Source organism: Brevundimonas phoenicis, from assembly GCF_047237745.1.
Taxonomy (GTDB): domain Bacteria; phylum Pseudomonadota; class Alphaproteobacteria; order Caulobacterales; family Caulobacteraceae; genus Brevundimonas.
Genome location: NZ_JBDFLN010000001.1, coordinates 557362 through 574654, shown reverse-complemented (window position 1 = coordinate 574654; position 17293 = coordinate 557362). Strand labels below are relative to the sequence as shown.

At 69.1% G+C, this 17293-nt stretch carries 16 protein-coding genes; 8 read left to right on the top strand and 8 right to left on the bottom strand.

Annotation, left to right across the window (positions count from 1 at the left end):
- The first annotated feature begins 89 nt into the window (after window positions 1-89).
- Both ABC419_RS02780 and ABC419_RS02775 read left to right on the top strand, forming a co-directional pair.
- Complete coding sequence (locus ABC419_RS02780) at window positions 90-494, top strand: PTS sugar transporter subunit IIA (RefSeq protein ID WP_003164212.1); 405 nt, start codon at window positions 90-92, stop codon at window positions 492-494.
- Window positions 491-778 (top strand): HPr family phosphocarrier protein, encoded by a 288-nt coding sequence (locus ABC419_RS02775; RefSeq protein ID WP_087139155.1) that lies wholly within the window; start codon window positions 491-493, stop codon window positions 776-778. Before ABC419_RS02780 ends, ABC419_RS02775 begins: the two co-directional genes overlap by 4 nt.
- Here the strand turns inward: ABC419_RS02775 and mnhG are convergent.
- From mnhG to ABC419_RS02745, 6 genes are read right to left on the bottom strand one after another with little or no spacing between them, the layout of a single operon-like run.
- Entirely contained in the window at window positions 738-1172 is a 435-nt protein-coding gene (gene mnhG / locus ABC419_RS02770) for a monovalent cation/H(+) antiporter subunit G (RefSeq protein ID WP_412876428.1), read from the bottom strand. The two genes, ABC419_RS02775 and mnhG, sit on opposite strands and share 41 nt — an antisense overlap.
- Window positions 1169-1450, bottom strand: coding sequence for a K+/H+ antiporter subunit F (locus tag ABC419_RS02765; RefSeq protein WP_412876429.1), 282 nt, complete (start codon window positions 1448-1450; stop codon window positions 1169-1171). The genes mnhG and ABC419_RS02765 overlap by 4 nt, the downstream gene beginning before the upstream one ends.
- Window positions 1447-1944, bottom strand: a complete 498-nt coding sequence (locus ABC419_RS02760; protein WP_200216127.1) for a Na+/H+ antiporter subunit E — start codon at window positions 1942-1944, stop codon at window positions 1447-1449. Before ABC419_RS02760 ends, ABC419_RS02765 begins: the two co-directional genes overlap by 4 nt.
- The gene (locus ABC419_RS02755) at window positions 1941-3536 is read right to left on the bottom strand and encodes a monovalent cation/H+ antiporter subunit D (protein ID WP_292056405.1); all 1596 of its coding nucleotides are present in this window, start codon (window positions 3534-3536) and stop codon (window positions 1941-1943) included. The genes ABC419_RS02760 and ABC419_RS02755 overlap by 4 nt, the downstream gene beginning before the upstream one ends.
- Window positions 3533-3877: a Na+/H+ antiporter subunit C gene (locus tag ABC419_RS02750; protein WP_003164218.1), complete on the bottom strand. Its 345-nt coding sequence runs from the start codon at window positions 3875-3877 to the stop codon at window positions 3533-3535. Before ABC419_RS02750 ends, ABC419_RS02755 begins: the two co-directional genes overlap by 4 nt.
- Window positions 3874-6834 carry a monovalent cation/H+ antiporter subunit A gene (locus ABC419_RS02745; RefSeq protein WP_412876430.1) on the bottom strand — a complete coding sequence of 987 codons (2961 nt, stop codon included), beginning with the start codon at window positions 6832-6834 and terminating at the stop codon, window positions 3874-3876. Before ABC419_RS02745 ends, ABC419_RS02750 begins: the two co-directional genes overlap by 4 nt.
- A gap of 213 nt (window positions 6835-7047) precedes the next feature.
- Here ABC419_RS02745 and ABC419_RS02740 point away from each other — a divergent pair, with 213 nt between their 5' ends.
- Entirely contained in the window at window positions 7048-9339 is a 2292-nt protein-coding gene (locus ABC419_RS02740; protein ID WP_412876431.1) for a TonB-dependent hemoglobin/transferrin/lactoferrin family receptor, read from the top strand.
- 62 nt (window positions 9340-9401) lie between these two features.
- The gene (locus tag ABC419_RS02735) at window positions 9402-10376 is read left to right on the top strand and encodes a DUF6607 family protein (RefSeq protein WP_200168323.1); all 975 of its coding nucleotides are present in this window, start codon (window positions 9402-9404) and stop codon (window positions 10374-10376) included.
- Between the two features lie 49 nt (window positions 10377-10425).
- On the opposite strand, the gene hemA is transcribed toward ABC419_RS02735, so the two are convergent.
- Window positions 10426-11673: a 5-aminolevulinate synthase gene (gene hemA, locus ABC419_RS02730; RefSeq protein WP_412876433.1), complete on the bottom strand. Its 1248-nt coding sequence runs from the start codon at window positions 11671-11673 to the stop codon at window positions 10426-10428.
- A gap of 115 nt (window positions 11674-11788) precedes the next feature.
- Between hemA and pdxR the strand changes: the two genes are divergently transcribed.
- The 4 genes from pdxR (at window position 11789) to ABC419_RS02710 (ending at window position 16475) form a co-directional block, all read left to right on the top strand.
- Window positions 11789-13279: a MocR-like pyridoxine biosynthesis transcription factor PdxR gene (gene pdxR / locus ABC419_RS02725; protein ID WP_412876434.1), complete on the top strand. Its 1491-nt coding sequence runs from the start codon at window positions 11789-11791 to the stop codon at window positions 13277-13279.
- A 116-nt stretch (window positions 13280-13395) separates the two neighbouring features.
- Window positions 13396-14532 (top strand): alanine racemase, encoded by a 1137-nt coding sequence (alr, locus tag ABC419_RS02720; protein ID WP_412876435.1) that lies wholly within the window; start codon window positions 13396-13398, stop codon window positions 14530-14532.
- Window positions 14529-15290, top strand: coding sequence for a YggS family pyridoxal phosphate-dependent enzyme (locus tag ABC419_RS02715; protein ID WP_412876436.1), 762 nt, complete (start codon window positions 14529-14531; stop codon window positions 15288-15290). Before alr ends, ABC419_RS02715 begins: the two co-directional genes overlap by 4 nt.
- Window positions 15291-15317: 27 nt before the next feature.
- On the top strand, window positions 15318-16475 hold the full coding sequence (locus ABC419_RS02710) for a DegT/DnrJ/EryC1/StrS family aminotransferase (RefSeq protein ID WP_412876437.1): 1158 nt from the start codon (window positions 15318-15320) through the stop codon (window positions 16473-16475).
- Window positions 16476-16481: 6 nt separating this feature from the next.
- Here the strand turns inward: ABC419_RS02710 and pdxY are convergent, their stop codons facing one another.
- A complete protein-coding gene (pdxY, locus tag ABC419_RS02705) occupies window positions 16482-17282 on the bottom strand; it encodes a pyridoxal kinase (protein ID WP_412876438.1) in 801 nt (266 codons plus the stop codon).
- Window positions 17283-17293 lie beyond the last annotated feature (11 nt).

The window sequence follows — 17293 nt, the reverse complement described above, 5'->3', positions numbered from 1 at the left end:
GGCGCCCTTTGATCCGCGCCGCGATTGCCCTATGAAACGAGGCTTGTCGCTCGTCGAGGCGAGCTGGGGATGTCTTTGGTGAAGCCTATATGATCGGGCTGGTGATCGTCACCCACGGGGGCCTGGCCTCCGAATTCCTGTCGGCGATGGAGCACGTGGTGGGGCCGCAGCGCGGCGTCGCCGCCATCTGCATCGGCCCTGAAGACGACATGGAGCGGCGCCGCCGCGACATCGTCGACGCCGCCGCCGCTGTCGATGAAGGCGAAGGCGTCATCCTGTTGACCGACATGTTCGGCGGCACGCCGTCCAACCTGGCCATTTCGGTGATGGAGCAGACCGGCGCCGAGGTCATCGCCGGGCTGAACCTGCCCATGCTGATCAAGCTGGCCAGCGTGCGCGGCCGCGAGACGCTGGAGGCCTGCGTGGCCCACGCCCAGGATGCGGGCCGCAAGTATATCTCGGTGGCGTCGTGGGTGCTGGCGGGCGAGAAATGAGCGACGTCGCCCCTTCCGCCCAGGCGGTGCTGAACATCTGCAACCAGCGCGGCCTGCACGCCCGCGCCTCGGCCAAGTTCGTCAAGCTGGCCTCCGAGTTCGAATCCGAGATCCAGGTGACGCGCGACGGCGTGACCGTGGACGCCCGCTCGATCATGGGCCTGCTGATGCTGGGCGCCGGGATCGGCTGCGGCGTCGAGGTCAAGGCCGAGGGGCCGGACGCCGCCGAGGCCGTCGCCGCCCTTACCGACCTTGTGGCGCGTCGCTTCGACGAGGATCAATAGCCGTCAGGTCCGGCGGCGTGCGGACCACCCCGTCGCACTCGCCCTCCAGCGGCACCCGCACCCCGTCGCCGGAGCGATCGGTCCGGTCGCGGAACAGGGCCGCGCGCGCCAGGATGATCAGCGTCACCGGCGTCGTCACCGTGAAGAAGACCGCCACCAGCAGCTCGACCGGCATGAACCGCCCCTCGGCCGCGGTGAAATAGACCACCGACCCGCCCAGGATCAGGAACATGCCCAGCGTCGCCCCCAGCGTCGGGGCGTGAACCCGCTCATAAAAGGTCTTGAGCCGCACCAGGCCTAATGCGCCGATGAAGGTCAGGCCGGAACCCATCAGCACCAGCCCCGCCGCCAGCAGCGCCGCCCAAGCCGGAACGTTTGCGGGAAAGCCGCTCATTCGATCACCTCGCCGCGCATCAGGAATTTGGCCAGGGCGACCGAGGAGGTGAAGCCCAGCATGCCGATGGTCACCGCCGCATAGAAATACAGGTGGCTGCCCGTCCGCACCCCGAAGGCGACGACCAGCAGCATCCCGGCCTGATAGACGGTGTCCAGCCCCAGGATGCGGTCCTGGGCGCGCGGCCCCTTGGCGATGCGCCAGACCCCGATCAGGGCCGCCCCCGCCAGGAACAGCTGCGCCAGAACCAGCGCCCAGTAGAAGACGGCGCCGCTCATTCGAAGATCTCCATCAGGCGGCGCTCATAGCGGTTCTTGATGCGGTCATCCCAGTCGTCCTCATCACGAAGGTCCAGGATGTGCAGCAGCAGGACGCCCGTAGCGTCCTCATACTCGACCCAGATGGTGCCCGGCGTGCTGGTGATGATCACCGCCAGAACGGCCAGGCCGTAGCGGTCGCGCATCTCCAGCGGAATATGGACGAAGCCCGAGACGCGGCTGTCGCGCGAGGCGTTCAGCCCCAGGACGACCAGAGCCACCTCCCAGTTCGACCGGATGATGTCGCGCGCGACCACCAGGCCGAAACTCAGCAGGGTCAGCGGCTTTCTGACGCGAACCGGCTCGACCTCCAGAGCGCGCATGATGTGGGGCGCGGCCAGGGCCATCAGCAGGGCCAGAGCCAGAGCCGGCGGCGCGGCCGATCCGCTGAGCAGCACCGAGGCCCCGAACAGGGCCAGCGACAGGATGGGGTGAGGCAGGACCGCCCGGATCATGAGCCGCCTCCCAGCACCGCGCGGACATAGGCGTCGGGCCGCACCAGCCAGTCGGCCGTGTGGTCGGCATAGGCGAAGCCCGCCTCGCCGAAGATCGCCAGGAAGATGCAGGCCGCCAGCAGGCCCGCGATGGCCACGCCCTCGGCGGCGCCGACCACGACCGCCGGCTCGGCGTCGTCGTCCCGCGCCCACAGGGCCGCCATGCCCAGGCGCGTCAGCCCGATCAGGGCGCCCAGCGACGCCAGGGACAGGGCCGCGATCACGCCATAGCCCGCCCAGCCGCCGACGCCCGACAGGGCGTCCATCATGGCCAGCTTGCCGATGAAGCCCGCCAGCGGCGGCAGGCCCGCGATCATCAGGGTCGAGATCAGGAAGGCGCCGCCCAAGGCCGCCACCGCCGCCGGAATAACCAGACCGGGCTCGTTGCGCTCCTCGTCGTCAAAGGGATCGATGTACTCGTCCTCGAAGACGGCGCGGCCTGAGCGCGCGCCGGGATCTTGCCCCCGGTTCAGCACCTCGGCCAGCATGAACAGGGCGCCGCAGGCCAGGGTCGAGCCGACCAGGTAGAAGACCGCTCCGCCTAGGACGTCGGCGTTGCCGATGCCGACGGCCGCCAGCACCGTGCCCGACGAGACGATGACGGCGTAGGCGGCGGCGATCGACAGGTCGCGCGCGGCGATGATGCCGGCCGTGCCGAAGCCGATGGTCGCCAGGCCGCCCAGCAGGATCCACAACTGGCCGAACCCGGCCGAGGCGCCGCTGTCCGGCGCGAACAACAGGAAGCTGAGGCGGATGATCACATAGGCGCCGACCTTGGACAGGATGGCGAAGACGGCGGCGGCCGGGGCGCTGGCCGCCGAATAGGTGGTGGTCAGCCAGAAGCCCAGCGGCCACATGGCGCATTTGGTCAGGAAGGCCACGCCCAGGACGGCCGCGCCGACGTGGAACAGGCCCCGGTCCGCCTCGGCGATCTGGGGGATGCGCACGGCCAGATCGGCCATGTTGAGGGTGCCGGTCACGCCGTAGATCAGGCTGACCCCGATCAGGAACAGCATGGAGGCCGTCAGGTTGACGGCGATATAGGCCAGACCCGCCCGGATGCGCGCCTCACCCGACCCATGCAGCGCCAGGCCGTAGGAGGCCGCCAGCATGATCTCGAAGAAGACGAAGAGGTTGAACAGGTCGCCCGTCAGGAAGGCCCCGTTGACCCCCATGACCAGCAACAGGAACAGCGCGTGGAAACGCGGCCCCGCCCGGTCCCATCGCGCCAGAGCGAAGATCATGGAGCAGGCGCCCAGGACGCTGGTCAGGGCCACCATCAGGGTCGACAGACGGTCCGCCACCAGGACGATGCCGAACGGCGCCGGCCAGTCGCCCAGTTGATAAACGCGAGCCGTGTCGCCCCCGCCCGTCGCCCCGGTCGCGCTCTCGTGCAGCAGGGCCAGGGCCATGGCCAGGATGGCCGCCATGGCGAACAGGCTGAGGCCGCCCTTCAGCAGGCGGCGGCGCTCGTCGAACAGCAGCATGGCCGCAGCGATGACCATGGGCAGAACGATCGGCCCGATGATCAGATGTTCCTGCCAGTCGGTCATTCGGGCGCCTCCTGGCCGTCGACATGGTCGCTGCCGGTCTCGCCGCGCGAGGCCAGCAGCACCACCAGGAACAGAGCCGTCAGGGCGAAGCTGATGACGATGGCCGTCAGCACCAGGGCCTGGGGCGTCGGGTCGGCGTAGAGGGCCGGATCTTCCGCGCCCTTGCTGGTGATCGGCGGCGCGGCCGAGCGCAGCCGTCCCATGGAGAAGATGAACAGGTTGACCGCATAGGAGACCAGCGACAGGCCGATGATGACCTGGAAGGTGCGCGGGCGCAGCATCAGCCACACGCCCGAACCGGTCAGGACGCCGATGGCCAGGGCCAGGACAATCTGGGTCATTGCGCCCCTCCCTTCTGCTCGGCCTCGGCTTCCGCTTCGGCCTCGGCTTCCTCGATGCGCGCGCGGCGCAGCGACTGGTGGGCCAGGGCGACCAGCACCAGCACCGTGGCGCCCACCACCAGCACCACCACGCCCAGGTCGAACAGGACGGCGCTGGCCAGCGGCACGCGGCCCAGCAGCGGCAGATCGGCGTACTGGAAATAGGTGGTCAGGAAGGGCTGATCGAAGATCCAGCCCACCGCCCCGCTGAGCGCGGCCAGCAGCAGGCCGACGCCGATCCAGATGATCGGGCGGATCTCCAGCCGCTCCTCCACCCAGCGGGCGCCGGACGACATATATTGCAGGATGAAGGCGATCGACAGCGCCACACCCGCCGCGAAGCCGCCGCCGGGCAGGTCATGCCCGCGTAGGAAGAGGTGTACGGCCAGCAGGATGATGAAGGGGAACAGCCAGCGCATCACCACGCCGGGGATCATCATGGTGTCGCTGAGGGTGTCGCCCTCGGTGCGGCCTTCGCGGGCGCGGTCCGAAGCGTCCTGCACCCGCTTCTGCATCGGCTGGGACAGGCTGTCGCTGGCCGGGCGGAAGCGACGCAGCAGGGCCAACACCGTCAGGCCGACGACACCCAGGACGGTGATCTCGCCGAAGGTGTCGAAGGCGCGGAAGTCGACCAGGATGACGTTGACGACGTTGCGGCCGCCCGCCTCCTCATAGGCCTTCTCGACGAAGAAACGCGACACGCCCTCGACCGGCGGGCGCACCATGACGGCCCAGGCGATCAGGGCCACGCCCGCCCCGGCGCAGACGGCGATCCCTCGGTCCAGACGACGGCGCCAGCGGGCGCGGCGCTGCTCGGACTCGGGCACATGGATCTCGGCCAGCCGCTTGGGCAGCCAGCGCAGGCCCAGCAGCAGCAACACCGTCGTCACCACCTCGACCACCAGCTGGGTCAGGGCCAGATCGGGCGCCGACAGCCAGACGAAGGTCAGGCAGCTGGCCAGGCCCGCCCCGCCCATCAGGATGACGGCGGCCAGGCGGTGATATTTGGCCTGCCAGGCGGCGGCCAGGGCGCAGGCCCCGCCCGCCAGCCACAGGGCGGCGAAGGCCAGGTTGTGCGCCTGGGGAACGCGGAACTCGGGCCAGGTCAGGACGAAGCCGCCCGCCGCCGCCACAGCCGCCGACAGCAGGGCCGTCAGCAGGATCAGGCGCAGCTGCGGCTGCAGGCGCTGCGCGCCCAGATGGCGCACGATCCACTGCGACAGATCCATCAGAATGACCTGGGACCGCTCGAACAGATAGCCGCCGTTCAGCCGCTTCATGCCCCAGGGGCCGCCGCGCGGATTGGCGTTCAGCGCCTTGCCGAACACGACATAGAGGCCGATCCCGCCCGCCATGGCGATGACGCTGAGCAGCAGCGGCAGGTTGAAGCCGTGCCACAGGGCCAGGCTGTAATAGGGCAGGTCGAAGCCCAGCATGGTCACGGCGGCGCTGCGCAGGAAGGGGCCGACGGTGATGGCCGGAAAGATCCCGACCAGTAGACACAGGGCCACCAGCACCTCGACCGGGCGCCGCATCCAGGCCGGCGGCTCATGCGGGACGCGGTCCAGCTCGGTCGGCGGCGGGCCGAAGAAGGTGCTGTGAATGAAACGCAGCGAATAGAGGACGCTGAAGGCGCTCGCCAGGGTCGCCAGCACCGGCAGGGCCTGGTTCAGCGCCGAGGTCTGGGTGCTGGCCAGGGCCTCGGCCAGGAACATCTCCTTGGACAGGAAGCCGTTCAGCAGCGGCACGCCCGCCATGGCGGCGGCGGCGACCATGGCCAGGGTGGCGGTGATCGGCATGAAGCGGATCAGGCCGCTGAGCTTGCGCATGTCGCGCGAGCCGGCTTCGTGGTCGATGATGCCCGCCGCCATGAACAGGGAGGCCTTGAAGGTGGCGTGGTTGATGGTGTGGAAGATGGCGGCGATGGCGCCGAGGTCCGATCCCAGGCCCAGCAGCAGACAGATCAGGCCTAGGTGGCTGATGGTCGAATAGGCCAGCAGGCCCTTCAGGTCGTGCTGGAAGATGGCGCACCAGGCGCCGACCAGCAGGGTCGTCAGGCCCAGGCCCCCGACCACGAAATACCACATCTCGGTCTCGCCGAAGACGGGCCAGAACCGCATCAGCAGGAAGACGCCCGCCTTCACCATGGTGGCCGAGTGCAGATAGGCGCTGACCGGCGTCGGGGCCGCCATGGCGCGCGGCAGCCAGATGTGGAACGGGAACTGGGCGCTCTTGGTCAGGGCGCCGATCAGGATCAGCCCCAGGGCGACCGGGTACAGCGGGCTGGCCAGGATGACGTCGCGCGCGCCGATGACGGCGTCCAGCTCATAGCTGCCGACGATGCGCCCGATCAGGATCATGCCGACCAGCAGGGCCACCCCGCCCGTCGCCGTGATCGACAGGGCCATGCGCGCGCCCTCGCGCGCCGAGGCGTTCTGGTGCCAGTAGCCGATCAGCAGGAAGGAGAAGAGGCTGGTCAGCTCCCAGAAGACGACCAGCTGGATCAGATTGCCCGACAGCACCACGCCCTGCATGGCGCCCATGAAGGCCAGCAGGAAGGAGAAGAAACGCGGCACCGGATCCTTCGGCGACATGTAGTAGCGCGCATACAGCACCACGAGCGCGCCGATCCCCAGGATCAGGGCGCTGAACAGCCAGGACAGGCCGTCCAGGCGAATGGTCAGATTGACCCCCAGAGACGGCAGCCAGGCCAGGGTCAGCTTCAGCACCTCGCCGTCCTGGAACCTGGGCCAGAGCACCGCCAGACAGCCGACGCTGATCAGGGCGATGATCCACGACAGGATGGCCGCAGCGGTGCGCGCATGGCGCGGCAGCCCCGAGGCGATCATGGCCCCGATGAAGGGCAGGACGAGAATGACGAGCAGAAGAAAGCTGGCGGGCACGGGCGTGTCGATCATCTCCGAAAATTTTGGGACGGCGTCCGAAAGGCTGCGGATCGCGCCTCCTCGTTCTGCCAGAGTTTTTCCTAAGGGAAATGACGCGCTTGCGTCAAAGCGACGAGTTGGCGCGATTGTGACCGTAGCGGGAACGATTGAAGCGCCAAAAGACTAAGATTGATTCTGATAATCGTTCGCATTAAAGCGACCTCAGTTTCAACCGGGGTCTCGCCGATGCGCTCGCTACTCATGATTTCCGTCGGGCTGACCGCCCTCACCGCCACTGTTCCCGCCATCGCCGCGCCCGCCGCCGAAGACAATGCGATCGACCTGAACGAGCCCGTGCGCGTAGCCCCGGTCACCGTCGTCGGCACCCGCACCGAGCGCCGCGTCGATGAAGTGCCCGCCAGCATCAGCGTCATCACCGCCAAGGATATCGAGACCAACCTCGTCACCGACATGAAGGATCTGATCCGGTTCGAACCGGGCGTCAGCGTCCCGACCAGCCCCGCCCGCTTTTCGGCCGCCCTGTCGGGCGCCGGGCGCGACGGCAATTCCGGCTTCACCATTCGCGGCATGGGCGGCAACCGCGTGCTGATCGTGCAGGACGGGGTGCGCGTGCCGGACGGCTTCGCCTTCGGCGCCCAGTCGGTCGGTCGCGGCGGCTATAACGACCTGGATCTGGTCAAGTCGGTCGAGATCCTGCGCGGTCCGGCCTCGGCCCTCTATGGTTCGGACGGCATCGCCGGCGCCGTCAGCTTCACCTCGAAAGACCCGGCCGACTTCATCGAGGCGGGCCGCAACTTCGGCGCCCGCGCGCGCGTCGGCTACAACTCGGCCGATGAAGGCTGGACCGAGGGCCTGGCCCTGGCCGGGCGCAGCGGCGCCGTCTCGGGCCTGCTGGCCTACACCCGTCGTGACGCTCAAGAGACCGAAAACATGGCCGAGACGGGCGGCGTCGGCGCGGCCCGCACCCAGCCCAACCCGCAGGATTTCGCCTCCAACGCGGTGCTGGCCAAGCTGGTCTGGGACGTGAACCCGGACCACGTCGTGCGCCTGACCTACGATCACTTCGACCAGGACATGAGCGGCGACGCCCTGAGCACCCGCGGCTCCAGCACCATGGCCATGCCCGGCCGCACCACCATCACCACCGTCAATCAGGTTCTCGCCGAGGACGAGACCCAGCGCGACCGCGTCAGCCTGGACTGGCGCTTCAGCGACTTCCTGGGCCTGGACAAGGGTTCGGTCGCCGGCTTCTGGCAGGAGGCGACGACCCGCCAGTTCACCTTTGAAGACCGCGACATCACCACCATCGTCGGCGCCGCCCCGCCGGCCACCGTCTCGGGCGACCGCACCCGCGACGTGACCTTCGACAACGCCGTCTGGGGCCTGGCGGCGCAGGGGTCCAAGAGCTTCGTCGGCGAGGCCGTCCGCCACCGCGTCACCTTCGGCGCCGACTGGTCGCGCACGACCCAGGAAGGCGTCCGCGACGGCACCGCGCCGCCGACCGGCGAAACCTTCCCGACCCGCCCCTTCCCCAAGACCGAGTTCGATCTGGCGGGCCTGTTCATTCAGGACGAGATCGACCTGTTGGGCGGCCGCCTCAGCATCATCCCGGCCCTGCGCTACGACTGGTATGAGCTGACGCCCAAGAAGGACGCCCTCTTCCCCGCCGCCGCCGAGAAGCAGAGCGACAGCCATCTGTCGCCCAAGATCGGCGTCATCTACTGGGCCGACGACCACTTCGGCGTCTTCGCCAACTACGCCCAGGGCTTCAAGGCGCCCTCGCCGATGCAGGTGAACAACTTCTTCGCCAACCCGGTGTTCGGCTATGAGTCCATCCCCAACCCGGACCTGAAGCCCGAGACCAGCGAGAGCATCGAGGGCGGCTTCCGCTTCCGCAACCTGGACCTCTTCGGCGGGAACCTGTCGCTGCAGACGACGGCCTTCCGCACGGAATACGACGACTTCATCAACCAGGTGGTGGTGCGCGGCACGGGTCGTCCCGGCGTCGACCCGCTAATCTATCAGTACGTCAACCTGACCACGGTGAAGATCTGGGGTCTGGAAGCGCGCGGCGACATCCATTGGGACAACGGCTTCTCGACCATCGTCGCCGCCTCCTTCGCCGACGGCGAACAGGAGACGGAGGACGAGCGCGGCGCCCTGACCAGCGTCGATCCGATCAAGCTGGTCGGCGGCCTGAACTACGCCGCGCCCTCGGGCGTCTGGGGCGGGAGCGCCACCGTCACCTGGTCGGACAAGAAGTCGAACCATGAGTGCGGCGGCGGCCTGTGCTGGCCGGGCGACTCCTTCACCCTGCTGGACGTCACCGCCTATTGGAACGTGGCTGAGCGGGCCACCCTGCGCGCCGGCGTCTTCAACGTCTTCGACGAGAAATACGCCTGGTGGAGCGACGTACGCGGCCTGAGCCGCCCCGCCGTCGGCGCCAGTCCCGCAACGCTGGACGCCTTCACCCAGCCGGGCCGCAACGTCGGCGTCTCCCTGAGCGTCCGCCTGTGAACCCGACCATGACCCAGAAGCGCAAGCTTAAGCCCCGCACCCCGCAAGCAAATGGAGCCCCCATGCGCGCCATCCTGATCGCCGCCGCCCTGCTGACCGGCGCGCCCGCCGCCCAGGCCATGCCCGCCGCCCTCGCGGCCCAAACTCAGACCCAAGCCCCCGCCAGCGCCTTTGAACGCGATCGTCAGGCCATCCTGGCTCAGGTCGGCGACTATCGCGTGCGTTTCGACATGCGCGAGACCGTCAGCCTGCAGGCGGACTATCAGCCGTTGGAACCCAAGCGGTCCGGCGGCACCGAGATCGTGCGCGTCGTCTATGACCAAGGCGACCGCATCAGCCTGCAGCACATCCTCGTCATGCACCACGAGGGCCAGACCGTCCTGGTCAAGCACTGGCGTCAGGACTGGGTCTATCAACCCGAAACCGTGCTGACCTACGCCGGCCCGAACCAGTGGACCCTGACCCCCGTGTCGGCTGAAGCGCGTCGCGGCGCCTGGTCCCAGACAGTGTGGCAGACGGACGACTCGCCGCGTTACGGCGGTGTCGGCCGCTGGACCTACGACAACGGCATGACCGTCTGGACGTCCGGTCCGACCTGGCGTCCGCTGGCCCGGCGCGACGCCGTGCGCAACCCGGTCTATGACCGCTACCTCGGAACTAACCGGCACGTCATACGGCCCGGCGGCTGGGTTCACATTCAGGACAACGTCAAGATGACCGGCCGCAATGGCGGCGAGCCACTGGTCGTGGTTCAGGAAGACGTGGTCAACACCTATGACGCCTCGACCGCCTTCGACCCCAAGCTAGGCGACGACTACTGGGCCGCTACTCAAGACTATTGGGGCGAGGTTCGCACCGCCTGGGACGCCGTCATAGCTCGCGACAACGGCGTTCATGTCCAGGAGGTCGCCGACACAGGCGCCGCCACCAGCGCCTCGCTGATGGAGATGGCCGATAAGATTCACGCCGGCGAACTGACCACCCCGGCCGCCATCGAGCAAGCCCGCGCCCTGATCAACCGGGCGACCCGGCGCTGATCGTCTCGCCCCTCGCCGCCTGCACGCGACGAGGGGCGTCGTTACCACGTCAGGCGTGCGCCATACTCGCACCCGCCCGTCGCGAGAACCGGCGCCAGTCGGGGTTATCGGCCCAGACGGCGGCCAGAGCCTCCAGCAGATGATCCTCGTCGTCGTCGCTGTGCAGCGGCGTCGGCGTGACGCGCAGCCGCTCGGTTCCGCGCGGCACGGTGGGAAAGTTGACCGGCTGGATATAGACGCCGTGCTCATCCATCAGGGCGTCCGTCACCGCCCGCGCCGTGGCCGCGTCGCCGATCATCACCGGCAGGATATGGCTGGGGCTGGGCAGGACCGGCAGACCTAGCCGCTGCATCCCCGCCTTGATCGAGGCGGCGCGCGCGGCGAGCGCCCGGCGCGGCGCGCCGTCGGCCTTCAGATGACGCAGGGCCGCCCGCACCCCGGCCACGACCGAGGGCGGCAGGGCCGTGCTGAAGATGAAGCCCGGCGCGTGGCTGCGCACGAAATCGACCGCCGCCGCATCGCCCGCCACATAGCCGCCCATGGCGCCGAACCCCTTGCTGAGGGTGCCCTGGATCATGCTGATGCGATGCGACTGGCCGTCGCGCACGGCCACGCCCGCGCCGCGCGCGCCGTACAGGCCCACGGCGTGAACCTCGTCCAGATAGGTGAAGGCGCCGTGCTTTTCGGCCACGTCGCAGAGGGCGGCGATGGGGGCGAAGTCGCCGTCCATCGAATAGCAGCTCTCGAAACAGACCAGCTTGGGCCGATAGCGGCAGACCCCGCTCATCAGCCGATCCAGATCGCGCCAGTCGTTGTGGGCGAAGATGTGCTTCTCCACGCCCGAGCGCCGCACGCCCTCGATCATGGAGGCGTGGTTCAGGGCGTCGGAAAAGATCACCGCCCCCGGCAGGCGCGACGCCAGCGTCGACAGGGCCGCGTCATTGGCCGCATAGCCCGAGGTGAACAGCAGCGCCGCCTCCTTGCCGTGCAGATCGGCCAGATCGCGCTCCAGCAGAACGTGCTCGTGGCTGGTGCCCGAGATGTTGCGCGTGCCGCCCGCGCCTGTGCCATAGGTCCGGATCGCGGCTTGCGCCGCCTCGACCACCTCGGGGTGGACGCCCATCGACAGATAGTCGTTCGAGCACCAGATGGTGATGGTCCGCTCGCGCCGGTGATCCCAGGCGTAGGGCGCGCCTTTCGACAGCCGCTCCAGATCGGCGAAGACGCGATAGCGGCCCTCCTGCTTCAGATCGTCCAGATCGCGGCTGAAGAAGTCGACGAAATCGAAAGCGCCCATGACATCACATCCCATCACAGGACGGGCGACGACATTGCCATCCCGCCGGGGGCGTGACACCTAACGTCGCATTGGGCGGATCATTCCGGCCACTTTGGAAAGAAGCCGCAGACCATTGCTGAAGCGCGCCCAACTGGAATCCGTTCAGGCCTTCATGGACCACCCGGCCCAGTCCGGCCTGCCCCTGCACGCCCGCATCCAGCGCGCCGTGCGCCAGTTGATCGTCGAGCGGTCGCTGACGGCGGGGCGGCCTCTGCCCTCGTCGCGGACGCTCGCCCGGTCGTTGGGCGTGTCGCGCGACACGGTCGAGACGGCCTATGCCCAGCTTCACGCCGAGGGCTTCATCGAGCGGCGCGTCGGCAGCGGAAGCTTCGTCTGCGAGCTGACCGAACTGGGCCTGAAGCGAGGGGTGCTGCGCCCGGCAGGCCGCCGCCCCGCCCTGCAACCGGCGACGGCGCCGACCCTGAGTAAACGCGGGCAGGCGATGGCCGACAGCGGAGGTCTGCGCGACCCCTACGCCCCGCTGGCCTTTTCGCCCGGCGTGCCGGAGACGCGGCTGTTTCCCTTCGCCCAGTGGGACCGGCTGCACCGCCTGACCCTGCGCGAGGAGGGCGCCGCCGCCCTGCACCACGGCGACCCGCAGGGCCATCCGCGCCTGCGCCGCGCCATCGCCGGCTATGTGAACCTGGAACGCGGGGCGCGCGCCGATCCCGACCAGATCCTGATCCTGACCAGTTCGCAGCAGGCCCTGTCGCTGTGCGCGCGGGTGCTGGCCGATCCCGGCGACGGGGTCTTCATCGAAGACCCGGCCTATCAGGGCGCCGCCAAGGCGCTGGATGCGGCGGGGCTGAAGCGGTTGCCCGTGGCGGTCGACGCACAGGGGCTGCGGACCGACGACCTGCTGGCGCGACGTGAGGATGGGCGGGCGGTCTTCGTCACTCCCTCGCACCAGTTTCCGACCGGCCGCACCTTGTCGCTGGACCGGCGGCTGGCCCTGATCCAGTGGGCGGCCGAGCATGACGCCTGGATTCTGGAAGACGATTACGACAGCGAGTTCCACTACGCCGGGCGGCCCACCGCCTGCGTTCAGGGCTTGGACCCGCATGACCGGACCCTGTATCTGGGCACCTTCACCAAGTCGCTGTTTCCGGGGCTGAGGCTGGCCTATCTGATCCTGCCGCGCCCGCTGGTCGAGCCGATGGTGGCGGCGCGCAGCCTGATGGACGGCTTCACCGCCTCGGTGGCGCAGCTGACGCTGGCGCGCTTCATCGAGGACGGTCGGTTCGGCGCCTATGTCCGCGCCATGCGCGGCGTCTATGCGGAACGGCTGGACGCGCTGGAGGCGGCGGTGACGGCGCGCCTGCCTCACGTCGTCACGCCCGACCGGCCCGCCGGGGGCCTCCAGATGCCCTGCTTCCTGAAGGACGGCTTCGACGAGGCCGAGACGGTGCGCGCGGCCCGGCGCGTCGGCGTCCACCTGACCGGCCTGACGCCCCTGCACGACGCGGGCGCGGGCCGTCCCGGCTGGCTGATGGGCTTCGCCGCGTCGACCCCGGCCGAGATCGACGCCGCCGTGGATCGGCTGGCGAAGCTGTTCCCCGCGTGATCGACGCTTACAAAGCGGTCTGACGATCTGCGCCGACGTGGCGGGGAATGGCCGGGACGGCGCCGCCTAGGGTGCGGAGGTCGGCGGTCAGCCGACGCCGTGAAAGCTACCGTCCCTTGCCTGCCCTCGCCCTGTTCCCGACCGACCAGCCGGGCCGCCGATCCGACCACGGCGGCGGCCGAATTCGCGTGTCCCTAGGCGCCGCCGCCGCCAACTATCGCGCCATGTGCGATCAGGTCGCGCCCGCCGCCTGCGCCGCCGTGGTCAAGGCCGACGCCTATGGTCTGGGCGCGGCCCGCATCGCGCCCGCCCTCTATGACGCCGGATGCCGCGTCTTCTTCGTCGCCCATCTGTTCGAGGCGGTGGAGCTGCGCCGCGTCCTGCCCGCCGACGCCGAGCTGTTCGTGCTGAACGGTCTGGCGCCGGGCGCCGAATATGCGGCCCTCGCCGCCGGAGCGATCCCGGTGCTGAACAGCCGCGAGCAGATGGAGGGCTGGGCGCGTCTGGGCCGGGCCGTCGGGCAGCCGCTGGCGGCGGCGATCCAGTTCGACACCGGCATGTCGCGGCTGGGCCTGCCGCTAGAGGACGCCGCATGGACCTTCGACCCGGAAGGCCCGATCCGCTGGATCGAACCGCGCCTGATCCTCAGCCACCTGGCCGTCGCCGACACGCCCGGCCACGCGGGCAATGCGCGCCAGCATCAGGCCTTCGAGCGCATTCTGGCCCATGCGCCGCCGGGCGTTGCGCGCTCGCTGGCCAACTCGGCCGGGTGCTGGCTGGGAGCAGATTATCACTACGACCTGTGCCGGGTCGGGGCGGCCCTGTTCGGGCTGGACGCCTCGCCCTCGGCCAAGACCATGCAACCGGTGGTCGAGGTGACAGGCCGCGTCATCCAGACCCGCGCCGTGCCTGCGGGCGCGGGCGTCGGCTACGGCTGGGCCGTCACGGCGGCCAAGGGAATGCGTCTGGCCACCATCGGCGTGGGCTATGCCGACGGCTGGCCGCGTCAGTTGTCGGCCACCGGCGCTGCCGCGTTCGAGGGGCGGTTACTGCCCTTCGTCGGGCGCATCTCGATGGACAGTCTGGTCGTGGATATCAGCGCCCTGCCGCCCGATACGCTGAAGGCGGGCGATCAGGTGGAACTTATGGGGCCGAACCGGACGCCGGAACAACTGGCGCTGGACGGCGCGACCATCGACTATGAAGTCATCGCGCGGCTGGGCCGCCGCCTGTGTCGGGAGTATGTTTCGTGACCCTTTCACCTGAAAACCTCGAACGCTTCGGTCCCGATCCGCGCGAGCGGTTCGCCGCCAATCTGGCGCTGGTCCATCGCCGCATCGCCGCCGCCTGCGAACAGGTGGGGCGGCCGATCGACAGCGTGCGCCTGTTGCCGATCACCAAGACGGTTCCGGCCGAAATCCTGCGTCTGGCCTGGGCGGCGGGCGTCACCGACTTCGGCGAGAACAAGCTGCAGGAGGCCCGCGACAAGGCCGAGGCCATGGCCGACCTGTCCATGCGCTGGCACGTCGTCGGCCATCTTCAATCGAACAAGGTCAAATACCTGACCCGTCTGGCGGACGAGTTTCATGCGCTGGACAGCCTCAAGCTGGCTGAGGTGCTGGACAAGCGGCTGGAGGCCAACGGCCGCGACATGAAGGTCTATGTCCAGGTCAACACCTCGGGCGAAGAGAGCAAGTTCGGCCTGCATCCCGACGACGCATTGGACTTCATCGAACGGCTGGAGGCCTTCCCCCGGCTGAAGCCGCAGGGGCTGATGACACTGGCGGTGTTCAGCGACGATCCCGACCGGGTGCGGCCCTGCTTCACCCTGTTGCGGTCCCTGCGCGACAAGGCCGAGCGCATCGATGCGCGCATCACCGGCCTGTCGATGGGCATGACCGGCGACTACGAACTGGCCGTGCGCGAAGGCGCGACCGTGGTGCGCGTCGGACAGGCCATCTTCGGCCCGCGCCCGACGCCGAACGCCCACTACTGGCCCGGTCTGGCCTAATTTTCCTCCCCTCCCCGGAGTAACCGCGTGTCCATTCCCTTCATCGATCTTCTCAGCCAGCGCCGCCGCATCGGCGCGACCATCGACGCCGCCCTGATGGAGGTCGCGGCCAGCGGCCAATACATCATGGGTCCGGCGGTCGGCGCCTTTGAACAGGCCCTGTGCGACTTCGGCCAGGCGCCCCACGCCCTGTCCTGCTCCAACGGGACGGATGCGCTGGTGCTGCTGATGATGGCGTGGGGCGTGGGGCCGGGAGACGCCGTCTTCTGCCCCGCCTTCACCTTCGCCGCCACGGCCGAGGTGGTCGCGCTGGCGGGCGCCACGCCCGTCTTCGTCGACATCCGACCCGACACCTGGACGATCGCCCCCGACCATCTTCGCGCCGCCATCGAGGCGGTCGAGCGCGAGGGCGTGCTGACGCCCCGCGCCGTCATCGCCGTGGACCTGTTCGGCCAGCCTGCCGACTATCCCACCCTGTCGGCGATCACGCAGAAGCACGGGCTGAAGCTGATCGCGGATTCGGCGCAAGGGTTCGGCTGCACCCTGAACGGCCGGCACCCGATCCACTGGGCCGACGCCACGACACTGAGCTTTTTCCCGGCCAAGCCTCTGGGCGCCTATGGCGACGGCGGCGCTGTGCTGTTGAAGGAGGCGACGCTGATGGATCACCTCGTCTCCTTACGCGTCCACGGTCAGGCGACGGCGGCGGATGCAGCGGCGCAAGGCTTTGCGCATGACCCCAAATATCTGAACCCGCGTCTGGGCATGAACGGGCGTCTGGACACGTTGCAGGCCGCCGTCCTGCTGGAGAAGCTGAAGATCTTCCCGGACGAGATCGAACGCCGCAACCGCATCGCCGACCGCTATGTGCAGGGGTTGGCCGGTCATGTGGCGGCGACGCCGGTGGTCATTGCCGGCGGCCGTTCGGTCTGGGCCCAGTTCACCGTCGAGCACGACGACCGCGACGCCCTGGCCGCCCATCTGAAGACGCAGGGCGTGCCGACCGCCGTCTATTATCCGATCCCCCTGCACCGCCAGCCCGCCTATCGCCAGCACCCGATCGGCCCCGGCGGTCTGGCCGTGACCGAGGCCAGGGCGGAACGCGTCATCAGCCTGCCGATGAGCGCCTATCTGGACGAGGCGGTACAGGACCGGGTGATCGCCGCCGTCGCCAGCTTCGGCTGAGGGCTTTCAGCTCTCGGTCAGGCGCATCTCGAAGGCGCCCGCCGCCTGGGTCCGCAGCAGAACGGTCTGGACCTCGGCGGTGGCGCGGGCGGCGGCCTCGGCCAGCCCCTCGCCGCGCATCAACCGGCCGGTCAGATAGGCGGTGAACAGGTCGCCGGTGCCGCTGGGCCGGATCGGAATGCGGGGAATGGAGGTGCGATGGGCGACGCCGCCGTCGACCGCCACGGTCTCGACCTCGCCGGGCGCGGTGTCGGTCAGGACGCAGCCTGTCACCACCGTCCGCCCGGTTCCCCGCGCGTTCAGGATGCGCGTCGCCTCGATCACCCCCTCGACCGTATCGGGCCGTTCGCCGACCAGTCGGCCCAGCTCGAACTGGTTGGGGGTGATGATGTCGGCCATCGGCGTCAGGAAGTCGCGGAACTGTTCGATCAGGCCATCGGCGACGAAGACGCCCAGATCATCGTCGCCGATCACCGGGTCGCAGATGTGCAGCAGGGCGGGGTTCTTCGCCTTCCAGCGACGCAGGAAACCCGCCGTCGCCGCCGCATTGGAGGCCGAGCCCATATAGCCCGTGACCACCGCCCCGGATGTCATCGGCAGGTCGCGCTCCTCGACCCCCAACAGCAGGTCGGCGACCAGTTCCGTCTCCAGAATCCGGCCGCGCATGGTGGGATAGTGCGGGTGATTGGACAAAAGGGTGGTCGGCACCGCCGCCACCTCCAGCCCCATGGCCTGCATCGGCTGGACCGCCGCGCTGTTGCCGACGTGGCCGTAGACGACCTGGCTTTGAATCGAGATGACCCGCACGCGCGTTCGGA